General features: G+C 67.7%; 20 protein-coding genes. 11 read left to right on the top strand and 9 right to left on the bottom strand.

Features of this window, described 5'->3' with window-relative positions; translation table 11 throughout:
• Positions 1-147 precede the first annotated feature (147 nt).
• Entirely contained in the window at positions 148-2,055 is a 1,908-nt protein-coding gene (locus WAW85_RS02145) for an N-6 DNA methylase (protein WP_422558015.1), read from the bottom strand.
• 100 nt (positions 2,056-2,155) lie between these two features.
• Between WAW85_RS02145 and WAW85_RS02150 the strand changes: the two genes are divergently transcribed.
• The 5 genes from WAW85_RS02150 to WAW85_RS02170 are packed head-to-tail and all read left to right on the top strand — an operon-like array spanning position 2,156 to position 7,314.
• A complete protein-coding gene (locus WAW85_RS02150; RefSeq protein ID WP_422558016.1) occupies positions 2,156-3,856 on the top strand; it encodes a vWA domain-containing protein in 1,701 nt (566 codons plus the stop codon).
• Between the two features lie 21 nt (positions 3,857-3,877).
• Positions 3,878-4,903, top strand: a complete 1,026-nt coding sequence (locus WAW85_RS02155; RefSeq protein WP_422558017.1) for a vitamin-B12 independent methionine synthase — start codon at positions 3,878-3,880, stop codon at positions 4,901-4,903.
• A gap of 30 nt (positions 4,904-4,933) precedes the next feature.
• The gene (locus WAW85_RS02160; RefSeq protein WP_422558018.1) at positions 4,934-5,803 is read left to right on the top strand and encodes a hypothetical protein; all 870 of its coding nucleotides are present in this window, start codon (positions 4,934-4,936) and stop codon (positions 5,801-5,803) included.
• Positions 5,804-5,832: 29 nt separating this feature from the next.
• Positions 5,833-6,522, top strand: a complete 690-nt coding sequence (locus WAW85_RS02165) for a DsbA family protein (protein WP_422558019.1) — start codon at positions 5,833-5,835, stop codon at positions 6,520-6,522.
• Positions 6,523-6,525: 3 nt separating this feature from the next.
• Positions 6,526-7,314, top strand: coding sequence for a cytochrome c biogenesis CcdA family protein (locus tag WAW85_RS02170; RefSeq protein WP_422558020.1), 789 nt, complete (start codon positions 6,526-6,528; stop codon positions 7,312-7,314).
• A gap of 90 nt (positions 7,315-7,404) precedes the next feature.
• Here WAW85_RS02170 and WAW85_RS02175 read toward each other — a convergent pair whose 3' ends face one another.
• Positions 7,405-7,797, bottom strand: a complete 393-nt coding sequence (locus tag WAW85_RS02175) for an MmcQ/YjbR family DNA-binding protein (protein ID WP_422558021.1) — start codon at positions 7,795-7,797, stop codon at positions 7,405-7,407.
• An 82-nt stretch (positions 7,798-7,879) separates the two neighbouring features.
• Here WAW85_RS02175 and ligA point away from each other — a divergent pair, with 82 nt between their 5' ends.
• On the top strand, positions 7,880-9,985 hold the full coding sequence (gene ligA, locus WAW85_RS02180; RefSeq protein ID WP_422558033.1) for an NAD-dependent DNA ligase LigA: 2,106 nt from the start codon (positions 7,880-7,882) through the stop codon (positions 9,983-9,985).
• 88 nt (positions 9,986-10,073) lie between these two features.
• On the opposite strand, the gene WAW85_RS02185 is transcribed toward ligA, so the two are convergent.
• Together WAW85_RS02185 and WAW85_RS02190 are read right to left on the bottom strand one after the other, a co-directional pair.
• Entirely contained in the window at positions 10,074-10,763 is a 690-nt protein-coding gene (locus tag WAW85_RS02185) for an amino acid-binding protein (protein ID WP_422558022.1), read from the bottom strand.
• A gap of 33 nt (positions 10,764-10,796) precedes the next feature.
• A complete protein-coding gene (locus tag WAW85_RS02190) occupies positions 10,797-11,141 on the bottom strand; it encodes a YbjQ family protein (protein ID WP_422558023.1) in 345 nt (114 codons plus the stop codon).
• An 83-nt stretch (positions 11,142-11,224) separates the two neighbouring features.
• On the opposite strand from WAW85_RS02190, the gene gatC reads away from it, so the two are divergent.
• The 3 genes from gatC to WAW85_RS02205 all read left to right on the top strand — a co-directional run bounded on the left by gatC (position 11,225) and on the right by WAW85_RS02205 (position 14,274).
• On the top strand, positions 11,225-11,536 hold the full coding sequence (gatC, locus tag WAW85_RS02195; protein WP_422558024.1) for an Asp-tRNA(Asn)/Glu-tRNA(Gln) amidotransferase subunit GatC: 312 nt from the start codon (positions 11,225-11,227) through the stop codon (positions 11,534-11,536).
• A complete protein-coding gene (gene gatA / locus WAW85_RS02200) occupies positions 11,533-13,023 on the top strand; it encodes an Asp-tRNA(Asn)/Glu-tRNA(Gln) amidotransferase subunit GatA (RefSeq protein ID WP_422558025.1) in 1,491 nt (496 codons plus the stop codon). Before gatC ends, gatA begins: the two co-directional genes overlap by 4 nt.
• Before the next feature lie 219 nt (positions 13,024-13,242).
• Positions 13,243-14,274 carry an ATP-dependent 6-phosphofructokinase gene (locus tag WAW85_RS02205; protein WP_422558034.1) on the top strand — a complete coding sequence of 344 codons (1,032 nt, stop codon included), beginning with the start codon at positions 13,243-13,245 and terminating at the stop codon, positions 14,272-14,274.
• Between the two features lie 5 nt (positions 14,275-14,279).
• Here the strand turns inward: WAW85_RS02205 and WAW85_RS02210 are convergent, their stop codons facing one another.
• The 3 genes from WAW85_RS02210 to WAW85_RS02220 all read right to left on the bottom strand — a co-directional run bounded on the left by WAW85_RS02210 (position 14,280) and on the right by WAW85_RS02220 (position 15,211).
• Positions 14,280-14,480 (bottom strand): hypothetical protein, encoded by a 201-nt coding sequence (locus tag WAW85_RS02210; protein WP_422558026.1) that lies wholly within the window; start codon positions 14,478-14,480, stop codon positions 14,280-14,282.
• Positions 14,477-14,830: a cyclic nucleotide-binding/CBS domain-containing protein gene (locus WAW85_RS02215; RefSeq protein WP_422558027.1), complete on the bottom strand. Its 354-nt coding sequence runs from the start codon at positions 14,828-14,830 to the stop codon at positions 14,477-14,479. The genes WAW85_RS02210 and WAW85_RS02215 overlap by 4 nt, the downstream gene beginning before the upstream one ends.
• 132 nt (positions 14,831-14,962) lie before the next feature.
• On the bottom strand, positions 14,963-15,211 hold the full coding sequence (locus tag WAW85_RS02220) for a PspC domain-containing protein (protein ID WP_422558028.1): 249 nt from the start codon (positions 15,209-15,211) through the stop codon (positions 14,963-14,965).
• Positions 15,212-15,289: 78 nt separating this feature from the next.
• Between WAW85_RS02220 and gatB the strand changes: the two genes are divergently transcribed.
• Positions 15,290-16,795: an Asp-tRNA(Asn)/Glu-tRNA(Gln) amidotransferase subunit GatB gene (gatB, locus tag WAW85_RS02225; protein ID WP_422558029.1), complete on the top strand. Its 1,506-nt coding sequence runs from the start codon at positions 15,290-15,292 to the stop codon at positions 16,793-16,795.
• 24 nt (positions 16,796-16,819) lie between these two features.
• Here the strand turns inward: gatB and WAW85_RS02230 are convergent, their stop codons facing one another.
• The gene (locus tag WAW85_RS02230) at positions 16,820-17,977 is read right to left on the bottom strand and encodes a PQQ-dependent sugar dehydrogenase (protein WP_422558030.1); all 1,158 of its coding nucleotides are present in this window, start codon (positions 17,975-17,977) and stop codon (positions 16,820-16,822) included.
• An 82-nt stretch (positions 17,978-18,059) separates the two neighbouring features.
• Between WAW85_RS02230 and WAW85_RS02235 the strand changes: the two genes are divergently transcribed.
• Complete coding sequence (locus WAW85_RS02235; RefSeq protein ID WP_422558031.1) at positions 18,060-19,124, top strand: DoxX family protein; 1,065 nt, start codon at positions 18,060-18,062, stop codon at positions 19,122-19,124.
• An 82-nt stretch (positions 19,125-19,206) separates the two neighbouring features.
• On the opposite strand, the gene WAW85_RS02240 is transcribed toward WAW85_RS02235, so the two are convergent.
• The coding region (locus tag WAW85_RS02240; protein ID WP_422558032.1) for a dihydroxy-acid dehydratase at positions 19,207-19,761 on the bottom strand (555 nt) is incomplete at its 5' end.

A 19,761-nucleotide genomic window follows, 5' to 3' on the forward strand; every position in this document is an offset into this window, starting at 1 on the left:
ACCTGGTCCTGGGCTCGGGCCGCATCGTCGCCACCGCCTGACCGGGCGGGGCGTGGGTGTGGTTCCCGCGGCCGCAGTCCGTTCGCGCGGTCGGAATATTCCGACAGCGGGGACCAGGTCCGGCCGCGGGAACCAGGTCCGACCGCGTTAGAGGTCGAAGGATTCGTCGCTGGTCGCTGAGGCGAGCTGACCGAGTAGTACATCGCGCTGCGTCACCACCCGGCGGAACTCGTGAATGCGTGCGGACCACGGGCCGTCGCCGCCGAGCAGCGGGATCTCCAACTCAAAGAGGCGCTTGCCGAGGGTGCCCAGGGTGCTCTGGACGAAGACCAGGTCGCGGATCCGTAGGCGCACCGAGGGCAGGGTGAGGGCGAACATGAAGGAGAACGGATCCAGATCGACCGCGTCGGGGGAGACGGTCACCACCTGCAGGTGGCTCTGCACCAGGCTCCGTACGTTGCGTGCCGTGATCATCCCGCACGCGCCAATGCGGTAGCGGCCGTCGACGACGATCAGCACGTCCCCGATCCGCAGATCGATCGTGTCCCGATGCTGGCGGTACACCTCGGCGCTGACCGACTTCGCCGGGTCGGTGGAGACCTCGAAATTGTTGAGGTCTGAGGTGCGGATGAACGCGATGTCGCCGGTGCCGTACGCCTCCGAGCCGGGCTCGCGGCCTTTGCGTATCCGCAGGTCGCCGCGGTCGCGCAGGTCGCCGAGCGTCGCCCACCGCGCCCCGGCCAGCAGGGCCTGCTCGTCTGCGCTGCGTGGCGCGGGCCGCTCGAAGTATCGAGGCACCAGATAGGTGCGGCCGGTCAGGTCCACTTCCGTCCACGATGTCGCGCCGCCGGTGCGCTCGGTGTACTGGGCGGCCAGCGGGGCGAAGTCATCCGGATAGGGTGCACCGTCGCCGGTGATCGACTTACCGCGCCGGTCATGGCCGCAGCGCAGCGCCGAAGCGATCCAGGCCGGTTCGGTCGCGGTCGGCGCGGCGGAGTCGTCGTCGAATTTGGTGAAGAACAGCACGTTGGTCTTGGTGTCGGTACCCGGCTGGAAGGTGGTGCGCGGGCAGTCGAGCAGGGCGTCGATCCGGCCGCGGGCCCGCAACCAGGTCCAGACGAAACCGGAGCCGAGGTTCCCGAAGACACCCTCGGGCAGGACGATGCCCATCCGACCGCCGGGCCGCAGCAGACGTACGCACAGCTCGATGAACAGCAGTTGCGGATCGCGACTGGACTCCAGGGCGGTGCCCGGCGTCCACGTACCGTCCTTGGCGCGCGACCACGTGCGGCCGAAGTGGTACTGCGCCAGGATTTCCGGATCGGTGATCCCGATGCGCGCGCCGAACGGGGGATTGGTGAGCACCACGTCGACCTGTTCTGGTCGTCCGGCCTCGTCGACCCAGAGGCGCTGGTCGAGTGAGTTGCGGTGGAAGACGCGGGCGGAGTCGCCGGCGACCATCGCGAGCATGGCGGTCATCAACCGGTACAGGTCGAAGTCTTTGTCGGCGCCGATCACCTCGACCTGCGCGCCCGCGGCACGCGAGTGGGCGGCCGCCTCGGCGAGGAAGCCGCCCGAGCCCGCGGACGGATCGAGCACGCGCTCGCCGCCTTGCGGATCGATAATCGACGTCATCGCAGCGACCAGGGTGCGCGGGGTGAAGAACTGCCCCTTCTCGCCGCGGGTGCGCGGGCCGAGCACGGCCTGAAAAGCCTCGCCGACGACATGAGCGGGGGCGTCGGTCAGATCGACGTCGTCCAACGCCGTCAGCGCGCTACCGATCACCTCCGGCGAGTTGTGGAAGCGCTCGTCGGGGCGGATTGCTCCGGGGAACTCGTCGTGCGCGAGCGTTAGGAGCGAATCGGGGTCACCGCCATCGAGTACCGCCCGCCACTGCGCCTCGCGTCCGGAACGCTGGGTGGCCAGTTTGACTAGCAACGCGAGCGTCATATCCTCGACGATTCGCTCGGCGCGGCTGGTCTGGCCGTTGGCGTACAGGAAGTAGTAGACGCGCCGGAACGCCTCGGTGAGGTGGGTGTTGTCCGATAGCGTCATGCACCGCATCTTATGGCCACAGGAACGGGGCACGAGCCCGCCCAATGCCGCGGCCATAACGCGCCGACCAGGGCGAAACCCTCTGCTAGAGTAACCTCCCGTGATCCGTCGACGTCGTCGCACCATTCAGTCGATCTTCAGTGTGCTCGCCGTGGTGTGTCTGGCTCTCACCGGGTGCAGCCCGGCGATAGACGGCGCGGCGCAGAAGGGCACACCCGGGACGGTCCAGACGCAGGCGGTGCCGACGATTGTGGTGCTCGACGCGTCGGACTCGATGAATACCGACGACGCCCCCGGACCACGGATTCAAGCTGCTCGGACGGCGGTCGTATCGCTCGCCGACAGCCTCCCGGCTGGTACCGATTTCGGTGTCGTTGCATTCGGGTCCACTAAGCCCGCTCAGGGCACTGCGCTCGAAGAAGGCTGTACGGACATCGAGACCGCCATCCCCCTCGGCCCGCTCGACAAAGGGCAGCTCTCGGCTGCCCTCGACGGACTCCACGCACAGGGTTTCACGCCGATCGGCACAGCGCTCGAAACCGCAGCCGGGCAACTGCCCGAGTCGGGTGCCGGCTCCATCGTGCTGATCTCGGACGGTGCGTCGACCTGCGCTCCGGACCCGTGTGAGACCGCCAAAGCGATCCACCAGCAGCGGCCGGACATCACCGTCAGCGCCGTCGGTTTCCGCACCGACGAACCAAGCCTGGCTTGCATCGCCGCGAACGGCGGCGGCCTGTTCGTGACAGCGGACAACACCGAACAGTTGATCGCGCGGCTGGCCGCTGCGCAGAACGCTCACGCGGCGGCTTCGCGCCTCTCGCCCACCTCACGCCAGGGCGTCTCGATCGGGCAGAGCTTCTCCGAGATCCGCGGCCTCCACCCGGACTTCCCGTCTGTGGGTCGCACCGACGGCGCCCGGGTGATCATTGTGTGGATCGATTGCTCCTACACGTTCGAGAATGACGTGCTGGTCGAGATCGCTCCCGGCGATCCACCGGGTACCGCTGGCACCACCATCGATGGCGTTGCCAGCGGTACCCCGGGTGCACGGGCCGTCGAGCTGTACGGCCAGCCCGTCCAGGACTCCGGAGGTGTCGCGGTCTTCCCAGCCGACGAAGCCGCGGGTACGGCGTATCGGATCTCCTACACCGGGGGCGCGAATATCGGCTCCGCGACCTCGAAGGTCACCGCGGTCGTGCTGTGCCGCTGCCTGCCCGGTACCGGTGGCGGAAAGAATGCTGGCAGCGGAGCCGGCCCCGCGGTGGTCGAGATCGTCGCGGTCGACAAAGCCGGAAACCCGATCAACGGATTCAGCCGTGGTCAGTTGGTCGACTTTCCGTTCGAAGCGAAGTACTGCAGGCCAGGCGTCGGTGCGATCACCGCGGGTGTTTACTTCTGCGGCGCGGGCGCCAGCGCGGCCCCCAACTGCTGGCCGAGCGGGTCGAAACTGCTCTGCGCGTTGTCACCCGAGGTAAAGGAGCTGCGTGAGGTCAGTTACACCGGCAGCCTGCCGGACATAGAACCGAAAGCTGATCCGTGGCCGTGGACACTCACCCTTGACGACGGCACCTTGTGCGTGCAGAAGTTCGCTGGTGCATGGGATATGCCGCCACCCGGCTTCGGTGACGCCTACAGCTGTGCGTCAGGCAGTGATTACAAATTTGTCTACGTCCGCAGCGGCGGTGGTGACCCGGAGCTCTTCGATAAGTCGGGTAAGGATTGGACGGTGTTCGTTGGCTCCAACAAGGTCACGCCGAAGCCGACGATCGTGAAGTCCGTGACTTACTCGGCAGCCCGCTGACGCAGGCGAGGAGGAAATCTGTTGACCGGACTCCGATTTCCGGCCGGAACGGCGACCGGCCTCGGCTCCATGCCGGGCGTCGATCCGCGGGAGTCAGCAGCCATCGTGACCGGGGAAGTGGGGCTGCCGTACCTGCCAGAGCTTCCCGAACGCGGGGTCGGCGCTGACCTGATCGGCCGGACCGCTGGCTTGCTCACCGAACTCCCGGTCGACTACGTGCACCGCACCTACCGGTTCTCGGCGTCGCCGACGGCCGAGACCCGGCGGGCGCGGGACTATTTGCGATGGGACCTCGACGCACTCGACGAACGGTGGGAGACAAGCGGTTTCGCGGGAGAGGTCGAGATCCTCAAGATCCAGACTGCCGGGCCCTATACCTTCGCTGCGCACGTCGAACTGCGCGGCGGACACAAGGTGGTGCGTGATCACGGCGCCGTCCGCGATGTGATCGACGCCCTCGCCGAGGGGGTGGCCACCCATGTTGCCGAGGTGGAGCGCCGGCTCGGTGTGCGGGTGGTCGTGCAGGTGGACGAACCGTCGATCGGGGCGGTGATCGACGGAACCATCACCCCGCTCACCCGCCTGGATCCCATCGCACCGATCCCGGTCGCCGAGGTAGCCGAAGGCCTGACTCGGCTGGCCACTCAGATCGGCCGACCACTGCTGTTGCACTCCTGTGCGGCACCACGGTGGCAGTTGATCGACGCGCTCGGCGAGGCCGTTGACGGACTCGCGGTGTCGCTCGATCTCGGCACGATCGGTGAGCGCGACTTCGATGCGCTCGGCGGATACCTTGACGGCGGCGGTGTGCTGGCGGCCGGGGTGGTCCCGGCCCTCGATCCGCGCGTGGCACCCGACGCCGAGGAACTCGCCCTGCGCGTGGCCGGGCTGATCGATCGTATCGGTCTGCCGCGTCGGATACTCGCCGAGAACCTCTTGGTCACCCCGGCCTGCGGGTTGGCTGGAGCGACGACGGAGTGGACGACCCGGGCACTTCGGTTGAGCGCGAGTACCGCGCGCGCCCTGGTCGACCTCGCGCACGCCTGACCGCCGATAGCGGCGAGTACATTACGTCTCATGCAGAACAACCAGGGCGCACCGGGCGGCAACCCAGGGGACGAGTACTACCAGCCGACCGTCCACGCCCAGATTCCGGCGGATCGGCACCCATCGAACCCGCAGTACCCCGGAGCGGGCACGCACGATCCGTACGGTCAGCAGGCCCCGCAGAACCCGTACGGCCAGCAGAATCCGTACGAGGCACAACAGAATTTCCCCGGCCCGCAGGCCCCGCAGAATCCCTACGACCAGCAGAACCAGTACGGAGCGCAGCAGAATCCCTACGGCCAACAGAACCCCTACGGCCAACAGAACCCGTACGGGGCGCAGCAGGGCCACTACGGATACGGTCCGCAATCGGCGTACGGGGCGCCGCCACCGTCGGGTGGTAACGGGAACGGCAAGGTCATCGGCATCGTCGTCGGGCTGATCGTCGTCGTGGCCGTCGCTGTCGCGGCGGTGGTGCTGCTCACCGGCGACGACAGAAAGAACGCCGATCAAGCCCGCGGCAGCTCATCGTCGCTGAGCGCGGCGTCGAGCACCTACTCGTATCCGTCGAGTTCGTACAGTGCTCCGTCGACGGCGAGCAACGCCGACTCGCGCTGGAACGGCACCTTTGTCGGCACGGTCCCGAGTGGCGACACGCACACGTTCACCTTCACTCAGAACGACCCGATCGCGGGGCAATTGCTCATTGTCGGAGCCAACGGCGGCATGTGCCAGCTCGCGGTGACGCAGAACAGCAGGCAGAGCCCGGACCGGGCTTCGCTGCATATGCGGATCCTGGACAGCAACGGCTGCCGTAACGCCGACGGAAATGCGACGCTCAGCGGCAACACGTTGACGATCGAGTACAGCGACTACACGTTCAACCTGCAGCGCCAGTGAATGGGTTTGGTGCACGGCCACGCCGGGACTTGTGGCTACTGGGAGTCGTCGGACTGGTGCTGGCCGGGCTGCTGATTGCGGTGGTCGTGGGCCGCAGCGGATCGGGCGAGGAGCCGGCGGCGGCGCCGAGCGCGGCGGCACCGTCGTCGCAGGTGAGCTTCGGCCCACTGGGCGATCTGTCCCGACGCAACGACGACGATCCGCGCGCGCTCGGTGACGTCGATGCGCCCGTGGTGATGGTCGTCTTCTCCGACTTCCGTTGCCCGTTCTGCGCCGAATACTTCCGCACGGTGGAACCGGAGCTCATCAGCCGCTACGTCGATACCGGCAAGCTGCGGATCGAGTGGCGCGATCAGCCCATCTTCGGCGAGCAGTCCGAGCTGGCCGCCCGCGCCGGATGGGCGGCCGCCGAGCAGGGCCGGTTCTGGGAGTTCGTGACTGCCGTCTACGGCGACGCCGAGGGGACCGGGCACCCCGACCTGCCGATCGACGTCCTGGTCGCGAAGGCCCAGGCCGCCGGTGTTGCCGACCTGGACCGGTTCCGCCGCGAGACGACCAGCGGCACCTACGACGCGGCCATCGCCGACGACCGGGCACCCACTGTGAAGTTCGGCATCATTGGCGTCCCCGCGTTCGTGATCAACGGTGAGCCGATCATCGGTACGCACGACGTCGGGGTGTACGCCGGGGTGATCGACGGCCGCCTCGCTGGGAGCTGACAGGTGAGTGGTCAGATCGGGTTCGCGGGCGCGTTTCTCGGCGGGCTGCTGACGCTGCTGAGCCCGTGCGCAGCGCTGTTGCTGCCCGCATTCTTCGCCGTCACCTACGACGGTGTGGCCGCGCTGGTTTCGCGGGTCGGTCTGTTCTTTCTCGGGCTGCTCGCCGTCCTCGTGCCGATCGGTGCCGGCGTGGCCGCGGTGGGTTCGCTGTTCACCGTGCACCGCACGACGGTGACGGCGATCGGCGCGGCGGTGATCATCGTGCTGGGCGTCGTGCTGTTGCTCGGTCGTGGTTTTGCGCTCGGTCCGCAGTGGGCAGGGCGGGTCCGGATCGCCGGGCCAGCCTCGACGGTAGCGCTGGGCGCGGTCTACGGTTTCGCCGGCTTCTGTTCCGGGCCGCTGTTGGGTGCGGTCCTCACGGTGGGCCTGGTGAGCGGCAGCCCGCTGTATGGGGCCTGGGTGATGGTGGCTTATGCGGCGGGGATGACGTTCCCACTGCTGGTGCTCGCCGCGACCTGGGAGAAGGTCGGGCCGCGGCTGGGCGCCGGGCTGAGTAGCCGCACCTTCGCGGTGATCTCCGGCCTGACGCTGATCGGGATCGGCGTCCTGCTCTGGGTCACGCAGGGCACCGCCTCCCTCGGTTCTCCGGTCGGTGCGGATGCGCAGCTGCGTTGGCAAAGCCGGCTGGCCGAATGGTCCAGTCGCTTTTCGAATCTCGAAGTGGTGACGGCCCTGGTCGCGGTGGTCTTCGTCGTCCTCGCCGTCCGGGTGTGGCGGCGCCGGGTGCGCTGACGGACGGTTCGCCCCTCATTTCGCAATCGCCCCCTCGATCGGGGCCGCGAAACCGAGACCGGGGTGCTCGGTGCCCGGAACCAGAGGGCGTCAGTTCTCGGTGGGTAGGCGGGCGATCGCGCGGTTGGGGGCGATCTGCCGGAAGCTGGCATCCAAGAGTTCGGCGACCTCGGTCCACTCCGACTCCAGGTCCAGCACCAGGCCGAGCCAGCCGTAGGCACCGACGTAAGCGGGGATGAAGAAGCGCTCGTCGCGGGCCAGCGCTTCTTTTTCGGCCGGGTCCGGGATAAACAGCAGTGCGGTGGCGATCGGGGACTTGGTCTCACCCTTGCGGGAGCCGCCGTACATGGCGAACATCTTGCCGCACCGGAACGTCGGGCGGCCATGGGCGATCTGCTCGGTCGCCTCGGGCAGGGCCAGGGCGATCTGGCGGACCTTGACCAGGACGGGGTCGGCATCGTCGTACATGATCGGATGCGGCATTGGGCCAGCGTAACGCGCGGGATGCGACCCCGGAACCCGGTCGGGCCCCTGCATTACTCTGGACCGCGTGACCGAACCCGATATGGCGCCCGAGCTGGCGTGGGCGCAGCTGGCCGAGGAGATCCGCGACCACCAGTTCCGGTACTACGTCAAAGACGCGCCGATCGTCTCTGACGCGGAGTTCGACGCATTGCTGCACCGACTACAACACCTGGAGGACGCGCATCCGGAGCTGGCAGTTCCCGATTCGCCGACCAAGCTGGTCGGTGGCGGCTTCTCGACGGCGTTCACCCCGGTCGACCATCTGGAACGGATGATGTCGCTGGACAATGTCTTCTCCGACGACGAGATGCGCGAGTGGATCAGCCGGGTCGAGGCCGATGCGGGCGCCGGGAGCGCAGCGAGCGGGCCCGATGGTCACGGCGCCGGGAGCGCAGCGAGCGGGCCCGATGGTCACGGCGCGGGCATCGAATTCCTGTGTGAGCTCAAGATCGACGGGGTGGCGCTCGCGCTGACCTACGAGAACGGCAAGCTGATTCGCGGCGTGACCCGCGGCGACGGTCGCACCGGAGAGGATGTGACGCTCAACGCGCGCACTATCGTCGGCGTCCCGCACCAGCTGACGCAGTCGGAGAAGTACCCGATTCCGGCGCTGCTGGAGGTGCGCGGCGAGGTGTACTTCCGGGTCGCCGACTTCGCGAAGCTGAACGCCTCGCTGGTCGACGAGGGCAAACCACCTTTCGCGAATCCGCGGAACTCGGCGGCTGGGTCGCTGCGGCAAAAGAATCCGCAGATCACCGCCCAGCGCAATCTGCACATGATCTGCCACGGCGTCGGCATGATCGACGGCTGGCGGCCGACGTCGTTGCACGAGGTCTATCTGGCACTCGCCGCGTGGGGGCTGCCGGTATCGACGCACACCACCAAGGTGTCCGGCGTTGATGCGATCATCGAGACCATCGCCTATTGGGGTGAACACCGGCATTCGGTCGAGCACGAGATTGACGGTCTGGTGACCAAAGTCGACGACACCGGGCTGCAGCGTCGGCTGGGTTCCACCTCGCGCGCACCGCGCTGGGCGATCGCCTACAAGTACCCGCCCGAAGAGGTCACCACCACGCTGCTCGACATCAAGGTCGGGGTCGGCCGCACCGGCCGCGTGACGCCGTGGGCGGATATGGAGCCGGTCAAGGTCGCCGGCTCGACGGTCGCGCGAGCCACCCTGCACAACGCCTCGGAGGTCAAGCGCAAGGGCGTGCTGATCGGCGACACCATCACCATCCGCAAGGCTGGCGACGTGATCCCCGAGGTGCTCGGCCCGGTGGTCGACCTGCGCGACGGCACCGAACGCGCCTTCGTGATGCCCACGTACTGCCCGGAGTGTGGGGCGGCGCTGCGGCCGGAGAAGGAGAGCGACGTCGACATCCGGTGCCCCAACGCGCACCACTGCCCGGCCCAGCTGCGCGAGCGGCTCTTCCATCTCGCTGGCCGCGGCGCCTTCGACATTGATGCGCTCGGCTACGAGGGTTCGGTCGCGTTGCTGGAGGGCATGGTGATCGACGACGAAGGCGATCTGTTCACCCTCACTGCCGATGACCTAGCGACGACGTCGTTTTACACGACGAAAGACGGCGCGCTCTCCGCCAACGGTCAGCGCCTCCTGGCGCACCTGGAGTCCGCCAAGAACGCGCCGCTGTGGCGGGTGCTGGTCGCGCTCTCCATCCGGCACGTCGGACCCACCGCGGCGCGTGCGCTGGCCACCGCGTTCGGTTCGCTGGCGACTATCGAGGCGGCCAGCGCCGACGACCTCGCGCAGGTCGACGGCGTCGGGGAGACCCTGGCCACGAGCATCCGCGACTGGTTCGACGTCGACTGGCATCGCGAGATCATCGCCAAATGGGCCGCAGCCGGGGTGTCGATGGCAGATGCGGTCGACGAGTCCACCCCGCGCACCCTGGTGGGCAAGACGATCGTGGTGACCGGCTCACTGGCCGACTACAGCCGCGACGGCGCCAAGGAGGCGATCATCGCGCGCGGCGGCAAGGCGTCGGGTTCGGTATCGAGGAAGACCGACTATGTGGTGATCGGCGAGGCGCCGGGCAGCAAGGCCGACAAGGCCGAGCAACTGGGCATCCCGATTCTCGACGAGTCCGGTTTCACCCGGCTACTGGAGACAGGGGAAGCCTGACCTCCCGGCCGCTCCCTGAGCCGGCCCGCCTCCCGCTCCCTGAGCCGGCCCGCCTCCCGCTCCCTGAGCTTGTCGAAGGGTCGCCGCCTCAGTGCGAGTGGATGAGGCCGGAGAGGATGCCAGCCAGGTGGCCGAGGCGCATCACTTCACTCGGCCGGAAGTCTGGGCCCCCGATCCGGCCGAGTAGCAGAGCTTTGGTGCCGTCGCCCAGTGGCGCGGCAGCAAGCAGCGTGTCGTGCTCGCGCCAGGCCGCCGGGATCCAGTCGGCATTCGGGTCGATGCCGCATGCCGCGGGCAGCGGGATCCAGTCCGCGCGGGTCAGCAAGGTCTCCGGCGCGCCCCCGCTCGCGCCGAGCAATACCGCCTCGTCGCCGGTGCTCGTGATGACCATCGCCCACGAGGCGTTCAGGCTGCGTGGTGCCAGATCTGCCAGGACCTGAAGGCGGTGGTTCCCGAGGCCCGTCGAAGGGTCGTCGGTGGCTGCGGCCACCGCCTCGATCAGTTCCAGTTCCTGGTGAATGTCGAGCTTGCCGGTGAACGGCCGCAGTGAGTCGACGTGCACGCCGTCGACGCTTTCGGCGGCGGTGATCAACGTGTCGGGGAGCGCGCCGCTGGCCAGTTCCACCACCACGTCGTCGACCGCGTATCCAGGGCCGCGTTCGACTACTTCGAGGGAATGGATATCCGCGCCGACGTCACCGAGAGCCACCGCCAGCAGGCCGAGCCTGCCGGGTCGATCGGTCAGGGTTACACGTAAGAGGTAGGACACACCGACCATGGTTGCCGATCCTTGTTACCGGTGGATTACAGCTCAGGCGGGGGCGCCGGGCCGCTGGAGTTGATGCACACCGACCGCGGTGCCGTAAGCGCACACTTCGACGCCGCCGCCACTCGCGTACTCGGTGGTCTCGAAACGGAACGCGACCACGGCGTTGGCGCCCTTGGCTTGCGCTTCGGCGGACAGTCGACTGAGCGCCTCCTGGCGGCATTCGTGCAGCAACTGGGTGATTCCCTTCAGCTCGCCGCCGGCGAGGGACTTGAGGCCGGCGCCGATGTTGGACCCGACATGCCGAGACCGCACGGTGAGGCCGAAGACTTCGCCGAAAACGTGGCCGATTTGATAGCCGGGCAGCTCGTTGGTCGTGACGATGATCATAGAAGTCAGCGTACGCGCGCTCGCGGCAGTGGAGCCGGGGGGCGCGGGGCGTCGGGGAGTCGCGACCGCCTACCCTGACAGGTATGTCTCCGCAGTCTGAGCCGACCATCAGTCGGTCCGAGGTGGCCCATCTGGCGCGTCTGTCGCGCCTGGCGCTGACCGACGACGAACTCGACCAGTACGCCGTCCAGCTCGATGAGATCCTGGGCCATGTCGCCCAGGTCGCCGAGGTGGCCGCCGACGATGTGCCGGTGACCGCGCACCCGGCCGGCCTGCGCCACGTGGTGCGCGCAGACGTCGTGGTGCCCGGACTGACGCCCAGCGAGGCGCTGTCCGGCGCTCCGGCCGTCGAACAGGACCGGTTCGCCGTTCCGCAGATCCTCGGGGAGGAATGACCGTGGGCACCCGTACATCCACCGATATTACCGGTCTGGACGCCGCCGATCTGGCTGGCAAGATCGCCCGCCGTGAGCTGTCCTCGGTCGAGGTCACCAGTGCGCACCTGGACCGCATCGCCGAGATCGACGGCGAGCTCGGCGCCTTTTTGCACGTCGGTGCCGACGCGGCATTGGAGGCGGCCCGGGCCGCCGACGCGGCGATCGCCGCCGGGACCGCGACGTCGTCGTTGACCGGTGTCCCGATCGCGCTGAAGGATGTCTTCACCACCGTTGACGCCCCGACCACGTGCGGCTCCAAGATGCTCGAGGGTTGGGTGTCGCCGTATGACGCGACGTTGACGCGCAAGCTGCGCGAGGCTGGCCTGCCGATCCTGGGCAAGACCAATATGGATGAGTTCGCCATGGGCAGCTCGACCGAGAACTCCGCCTACCAGGTGACCCGCAACCCGTGGGATGTCACGCGGATCCCCGGCGGTTCTGGCGGCGGCAGCGCCGCGGCGCTGGCCTCCTACCAGGCGCCGCTGGCCATCGGTACCGACACCGGCGGTTCCATCCGCCAGCCGGCCGCGGTCACCGCGACCGTCGGCGTGAAGCCGACCTACGGCACCGTCTCGCGCTTCGGGCTGGTGGCGTGTGCCTCGTCGCTGGATCAGGGCGGGCCGTGTGGTCGCACGGTGCTGGACACCGCGCTGCTGCACGAGGTGATCGCCGGATTCGATCCGCGCGATTCGACGTCGATCAATGCCGCCGTGCCTGATGTGGTGGGTGCGGCACGCGCCGGGGCGTCCGGCGATCTGCGCGGTGTGCGCATTGGCGTCGTCAAGCAGCTGCAGGGCGAGGGCTACCAGCCTGGCGTGCTGGCCTCGTTCGAGCAGGCCTGCGAGACGCTGCGCGGACTCGGCGCCACCATCGTCGAGGTCGACTGCCCACACTTCGAGTACGCGCTCGGCGCCTACTATTTGATTCTGCCGTCGGAGGTGTCGAGCAACCTGGCCCGTTTCGACGCGATGCGCTACGGACTGCGCGTCGGCGATGACGGCAGCCGCAGTGCCGACGAGGTGATGGCGCTCTCCCGCGAAGCCGGGTTCGGTCCCGAGGTGAAACGCCGCATCATGATCGGCACCTATGCGCTCAGCTCCGGCTACTACGACGCCTACTACGGTCAGGCGCAGAAGGTCCGCACGCTCATCGCGCGTGACTTCGACGCCGCATTTGCGAACGTCGACGTGCTGATCTCGCCGACCACCCCGCAGCCAGCATTCAAGCTGGGCGAGAAGGTCGACGACCCGTTGTCGATGTACCTGTTCGACCTGTGTACCTTGCCGGTGAACCTGGCGGGCAATGCGGCGATGTCGGTGCCCTCCGGCCTCGACGGTGCGGGACTGCCGATCGGACTGCAGATCATGGCGCCGCAGCTGGCCGATGACCGCCTGTACCGGGTAGGTGCCGCCTACGAGGCGGCCCGCGGACCCATCGACGGCTGAGTTTGTCCCAGACGTAACCGCTGCGGCCCGCCATCGCTCTATTGCGGTTCCCGGTCGCTATACGTGGCGGTAGGGACAGGCACGCAGCGACGGTCTCCGTCGGGCGCGGGCGGTGCCGGGGTGACCAAATCTCTCAGCCGGGTCGCCGACCTCCGGTACATCTGGTCGAATGGACGCGAGACCGTCGACGGCGGTGTTGGCGACTGGAGGGATCGGCAGATGGCGCGATACGGAATTCTCACGTCGGGCGGCGATTGCCCGGGCCTCAACGCGGTGATCCGCGGTGCCGTACTGGAAGGCAATGCGGTGCACGGGCAGGAGTTTGTCGGCTTCCTCGGCGGCTACCGCGGGCTGGTCTACAACGAAGTTAAACTGCTCACCCGATCCGCTGTCCGCGGTATCTCCGGGCGCGGCGGCACCATCCTGGGCACCAGTCGAGTCGGCCCGTACGTGGAACCCGACGGCGGTCCGGACGCGATCAAAGCGGTGCTGGAAGAGCTGGAGGTCGAGGGCGTGGTCGCCATCGGTGGCGACGGCACCATGGCCGCGGCTAACCGGCTGATGGAAGACGGCGTCCCGATGGTCGGCGTCCCCAAGACGATCGACAACGACCTGGAAGCCACCGATTACACGTTCGGTTTCAGTACGGCGGTGGAGATCGCGACCGAGGCCGCCGATCGGCTGCGTACGACGGGTGATTCGCACATGCGCTGCATGGTGCTCGAGGTGATGGGCCGGCATGCCGGTTGGATTGCCATGTACGCCGGTATCGCCGCGGGGGCGCACACCATTCTGATTCCGGAGGCCCCAGAGTCGCTGGAGCAGATCTGCGAGTGGGTGGTCTCGGTCAAGGACCGACGACGTGCACCGCTGGTCATCGTGGCCGAAGGTTTCACGCTGCCGGAGATGGCCGATGCGTTCTCCGATAGGGGGTTGGATGAGTTCAACCGCCCGCGACTCGGCGGTATCGGCGATATTTTGGCGCCGCTGATCGAGGAGCGCACCGGCATCACCACGCGTGCCACCACACTCGGCCACATCCAGCGCGGCGGCGTCCCGACGGCGTTCGACCGGGTGTTGGGCACCAGATTCGGTCAGGCGATCAGCGATGTGTTGGCCGACGGCGACTGGGGCAAGATGGTGGCCTTGCGTGGAACCGAGATCGTCCGGGTCCCGTTCAGTGATGCGGTCGGGCACACGAAGAACGTTCCGCTCGGTTTCTACAACGGTGCGCGGGCGCTCTTCGGCTGACGTGCTTAGGTCCGCGCCAGACCTGCGATGCGCTCCATCCGGCGGCGGACACTGTCGATTTCGCGGATCCCCTGACCGACCATCCGTCGCTCGATGGTGGTCAGCTCGTCGTCGTCGAGGACCTGTTCGGCCTGGGCGAAGGAGGATCGAAACAGTTGCTGCTCGACGGGGGACACGGCATCGTCGAAGATCACCGCGTCGATCATGGTCGAGTGCAGGGCCAAGATGCGGTCGGCCGACAGTCCGCGCGGATCTGGCCGCTGGGCTCGGTGACTAGAAAGACTTCGGAATCGTGATCGAGGAGGTTGAGCACCGCATCGGAGACGGGGACGTCGATCGACGTCGATGGCGCCGGATAGTCCATTATTGCCGACGCGGGCGTCTGCGGTCCGCGGCCGCGCGCGACCACTCTTTGGCGAATCAGCGCATCGGTGATCAGGCCGTATCTGTCCCCCGGGATCTCCACGACGGCGTGGGGGAGTTCTCGCGCGGTCATCTCGGCGGCCGTTCCGCCGACCGGGGCATCCGGCGGCACGACGTACGGCTCGGACAGCATCAGATCGCCGACCGTGGCGAACTCGGGTTCCTGGGTTCGGGATCGGTGCGCGTTGCTGATGTACTCCGCGAGAAACCGGGCCCCGGATCTGGTGGCGAACGCTTGGTCGACGGGGGTTGTCGAGCTCGCTGATCAGTCTTGCGGGATGATCAACCACAGCAGCAGATATAGCAGTACCTGCGGGCCGGGCAGCAGGATCGACGCAACGAAGGCGACGCGGATCCAGGTGGCGTCCACGCCGAAATAGGTGGCGAGGCCCCCGCAGATACCGGCGATCATCTTGTCGTTCGACGACCGCCGTAGCTTCTTCACCGGGGGTACGGCGTCCGGGTACGAACCGCTGGGGTACGGATTGCTGGGGAACGGTTCTGGAGTGGTCATGAGCCCAAATCTACCGATGGCGCCCGCCGATGCCATCGGGACAATCCCTGAGATCGACCCCCAGATACGATGGACCGCATGAGTGTGGCTACCGACGATCTGATGGACTTCGACGAGGTTCTTAAGCGCTTCGACCCGGTGATGGGTCTGGAGGTGCATGTGGAGCTGGGCACCGCGACCAAAATGTTCTGTGGCTGCCCAGCCACCTTCGGTGGCGACCCGAACTCGCAGGTCTGCCCGGCCTGCCTGGGGCTGCCCGGCTCGTTGCCGGTGGCCAACGCCAAGGCCATCGAATCGGCTGCGCGCATCGGCCTGGCGCTGAACTGCTCGATTCGCGAATCGAGCGTCTTCGCCCGGAAGAACTACTTCTACCCGGATCAGCCGAAGAACTATCAGATCAGCCAGTACGACGAGCCGATCGCCTACGAGGGCTACCTGGATGTGGTCCTCGACGACGGCACGCCGTGGCGGGTCGACATCGAACGCGCCCACATGGAGGAGGACACCGGTAAGTCGCTGCATGTCGGCGGCAGCACCGGCCGCATCCACGGTGCCAGCCACTCGCTCCTCGACTACAACCGCGCCGGTGTGCCGCTGGTCGAGATCGTCTCCAAGCCGATCGTCGGCGCCGGTGCGCGCGCACCCGAGGTAGCCCGCGCCTACGTGACCGCGCTGCGCGATCTGCTGCGTTCGCTGGACGTCTCCGATGTCCGCATGGATCAGGGCTCGATGCGCTGCGATGTGAACGTGTCGCTGATGCGCAAGGACGCCGCCGAGTTCGGCACCCGCACCGAGACTAAGAACGTCAACTCGCTGAAGAGCGTTGAAGCCGCCGTCACCTTCGAGATGCGTCGCCAGGGGGCGCTGCTCGAGGCCGGCGGCGAGATAGTCCAGGAGACTCGGCATTTCCACGAGGCCGACGGCACCACGTCGGCGGGCCGCCGTAAGGAGACCGCCGAGGACTACCGGTACTTCCCGGAGCCGGACCTGCCGCCGGTGATCGCTGACCCGGCCTGGGTCGACGAATTGCGTGGCACCCTGCCGGAGCTGCCGTGGGTACGCCGCGCGCGGATTCAGACGGATTGGGGCGTGTCCGATGAGGTGATGCGCGACCTGGTGAACGTCGGCGCCGTCGACCTCATCATCGCGACCGCCGAAGCCGGAGCCAAACCCGACGCCGCCCGTAGCTGGTGGGTGTCGTTCCTCGCCCAGCAAGCGAATTCCCGTGGGGTGGAGCTCGGTGGGCTCCCCATCACCCCAGCCCAGGTCGCCGCAGTGATCGGGCTGGTCGACGAGGGTAGTTTGACCAACAAACTCGCGCAGCAGGTGGTGGCGGCCGTGCTCGACGGCGAGGGTGAGCCCGCGCAGATCGTCGCCGACCGGGGGCTGGAAGTGGTCCGCGACGATTCGGCGCTACAAGCGGCGGTGGACGAGGCGCTTGTCGCCAACCCCGATATTGCGGCCAAGATCCGCGACGGCAAGGTGCAAGCCGCAGGCAAGATCGTCGGCGACGTGATGAAAGCCACGCGTGGTCAGGCCGATCCGGCCCGTGTCAAGGAACTCGTGTTGGCGGCCTGTCAGTAGGGTTGATCCCCTCTGGGGCGTCGGTCAAGTCCGGTCTTCGGCGCTCGCCGAACCGGCGAAGATCGCCACGCGGTCGTTGGTGGTCGTCGGGGGCGCGCCCGGGACGGACTTGTTGATGGTCGCGATCTGAGCGGCCGCACCGAACGTGCTCATCCGTCCGACGGCACCGAACTGTTCCTTCACATCCGAGGCCTGCGGCTCGCTGACCGTCGGATTGGCGTTGGTGGGTGCGGTCAGTGAATCGATTCGAAATTTGCTGGCGATCGATACCGAGATCACGCCCTCAGTCACCGCGCAGCCGGTCACACCGGGACGGTCGGCCCACGACCACAGGAGGCGGAGTCCGCCAGCCTCCACCTGCTGCAGCCGGTCGCCCGCCGGGCCGCTGTCAGCCACAAACAGTGTGCCGCTCAGCGGATCGGGGCAGAGGGCGACATTCGAACCGAACCCGGCGGCGATCATCGTGGGCCGCGGCGCGGGCGCATCCGGATCGATGCTGAAGATCTTGCCGGCCAACGACGATGGATCGTTCGCCGCGCCGGGGTTGCCGGCGTTGCCGGTGGCCACGCGTAGTTCGCTCGGCGAGACGAAGCTGATTGACCCCATATTGCCGGTGGCACCCTTCGGGATGCCGGTGAGGATCGGCTTCACCGAGTTGCCCGGCGCGATGCGCACGATCCGATTGTCCTCACCTGTGGTGATCAGCGCGTAGATCATCTGATCCTGCAGATAGGTCGGGGAGAGTTCGAAGTCGATCAGTCCGCCGTCGCCGCCGCCGTCAACCGGCACCGCCGCCACCTCGCGCTGCGGACCGTACCGCTTGGAAATGATGATCTTGCCCGTCCGGCGTTCGGCGACGTAGGTCGTCTTTCCCGCCGGGTCGGCTGGCCGCACGCCGCCGGTGGTGCCCAAGCATGTGGCGATCACGGCCGGATTCGGGTCGACGCACGGACCTTTCGGCGGATCGGTCTCTTCGGTGTCCGGCGGTGGTGGCTGATCCTGCCCCGGGCCGCCCCGCTCGGGCACCGACGAGAACGGGCCGGCTTGCCGCGAGCGGTCCTGGTCGCTGAAATCAGCGCAGCCGGTGAGTGGCAGCGCGAGGAGCGCCGCCGCGGCAGCAGCCGTGAGGGCGCGCACGCGCGACGATGTCCGGGGCATCGGTCCAGCAAGCGGCAAAAGCATAGCGTCCAGAGTAGGCGATCGTTACCAAATCGTCGGGTGCCGATGGGTCAGGCCGTGCCCGGGCGCACCTAGAGTCGTGGATGTGAGTAGTACAGACGACGACCGCCCGCGGCGCTCGCAGCCCGACCGGGACTCTTTTTACGACAAGCACGCGCACCAGGCGGGTGTCGTGACAGGTTCCGGAGCTGCCTCCAGTCCGCCAACCGACCTGACGGAGGGGTCGTCAGCGGGCCTGCCGGAAGCGGTGGTGCTCGGTGACGGTTCAGCTGGCCTACCGACGGTCGAGATCAACCGCGCCGACGTCCCTGCGGCGACCCGCACCGACGTGCGCACCGAATCTGATGTCGTGGTGACCGAGCCATTCGTCGACGTCGACGATGCCACCAGTGGCCTGGACGAGGCGCCGCCGCGCCGCCGCTTGTCCGAGCACTTCACCGAGGAGCCGCTGCCGTACGTCGAGCCGACCCACACGGTGCCGCTTGAGATCGACGACGATGTCGCCCTGGCGCAGCCGCCTGCCGCGTACTCCGCCGTGCCAGCGACCACCCATGGCGCCAGCGCAGACGATCACGTGTTTGCCTCGACCGGACGCGGCACGATTGACCTCGGGCTTTTAATCCTGCGGATCGTGGTCGGCCTCATCTTCGTATTCCACGGTCTGCAGAAGCTGACCACCTGGGGCTGGGTCAACGGCATGGGGGTCGACGGTTTCGCCGGATTCCTCGCCAACAATGCCGCCGGGCAGGATGCCGGACTCGGATTCAACTCCAGCGCTGTGCACACGCTGTCGCTGGCGGGTGGTGTCACCGAAACCGTTGCCGGAATCCTGCTGATCCTTGGACTGCTCACGCCGATCGCCGGAGCTGGCGCGCTCGGCGTGATGATCGTCGCCATCACATATCTGGTGACCCTGGCCGGGGGCTTCTCGTTCTTCGCTGGCGCGGGCGGCTTCGAATTCGAGTACCTGCTCGCCGCGGCTGTCATCGCCATCATCCTGTGCGGACCGGGTGCCTACTCGGTGGACCGCCGCTGGTCCTGGTCTCGGCGCCCCGCCTGGGGCTCCGTCGCCTGGTTGGTCATCGCTATCGCTGCCGCTGTGGCGGTCTGGATCGTCTTCAACGGGGTGAACCCGCTCCACGGACATTGATCGGGGGCCACTGATCGGGGACCACTGATCGGGGACCACTGATCGGGGACCCCGGGGCGTGGCCCCGGGGTCGATCAGCCCGTCAGTCGACGAGGCGGACGGCACCCTTGTCGGCGGAGGAGGCGAGTTTGGCGTAGGCGCGCAGCGCCTTGGAGACCGTGCGCTGGCGGTCCTTGGGCTGCCAGGGACGCTCGGAAGCCTCCATTGTGGCGCGGCGCTCGGCGAGGGTTTCGTCGTCGAGGAGCACCTTGAGGACGCGCGAATGGACGTCGATCACGATCTCATCGCCGTCCTCGACCAGGCCGATGACGCCGCCGGCCGCAGCCTCGGGGGAGGCGTGGCCGATCACCAGACCCGACGAGCCGCCGGAGAAGCGGCCGTCGGTCACCAGTCCGCAGTACTTGCCCATCCCGGTGCCCTTCATGAAGGCCGTCGGATGCAGCATCTCCTGCATACCGGGGCCGCCGGCGGGGCCCTCATAGCGGATCACCAGGACCTCGCCCTTCTGCAACTCCTTGGACAGGATCGCGTGGACGGCATCCTCCTGGCTCTCCACCACGCGCGCCGGGCCCTGGAAGTGCCAGAGTGCTTCGTCGACGCCCGCGGTCTTGAGGTCCGCGCCGTCCTCGGGGATGTT

The organism is Gordonia sp. (in: high G+C Gram-positive bacteria), assembly GCF_049299075.1.
Taxonomy (GTDB): Bacteria; Actinomycetota; Actinomycetes; order Mycobacteriales; family Mycobacteriaceae; genus Gordonia.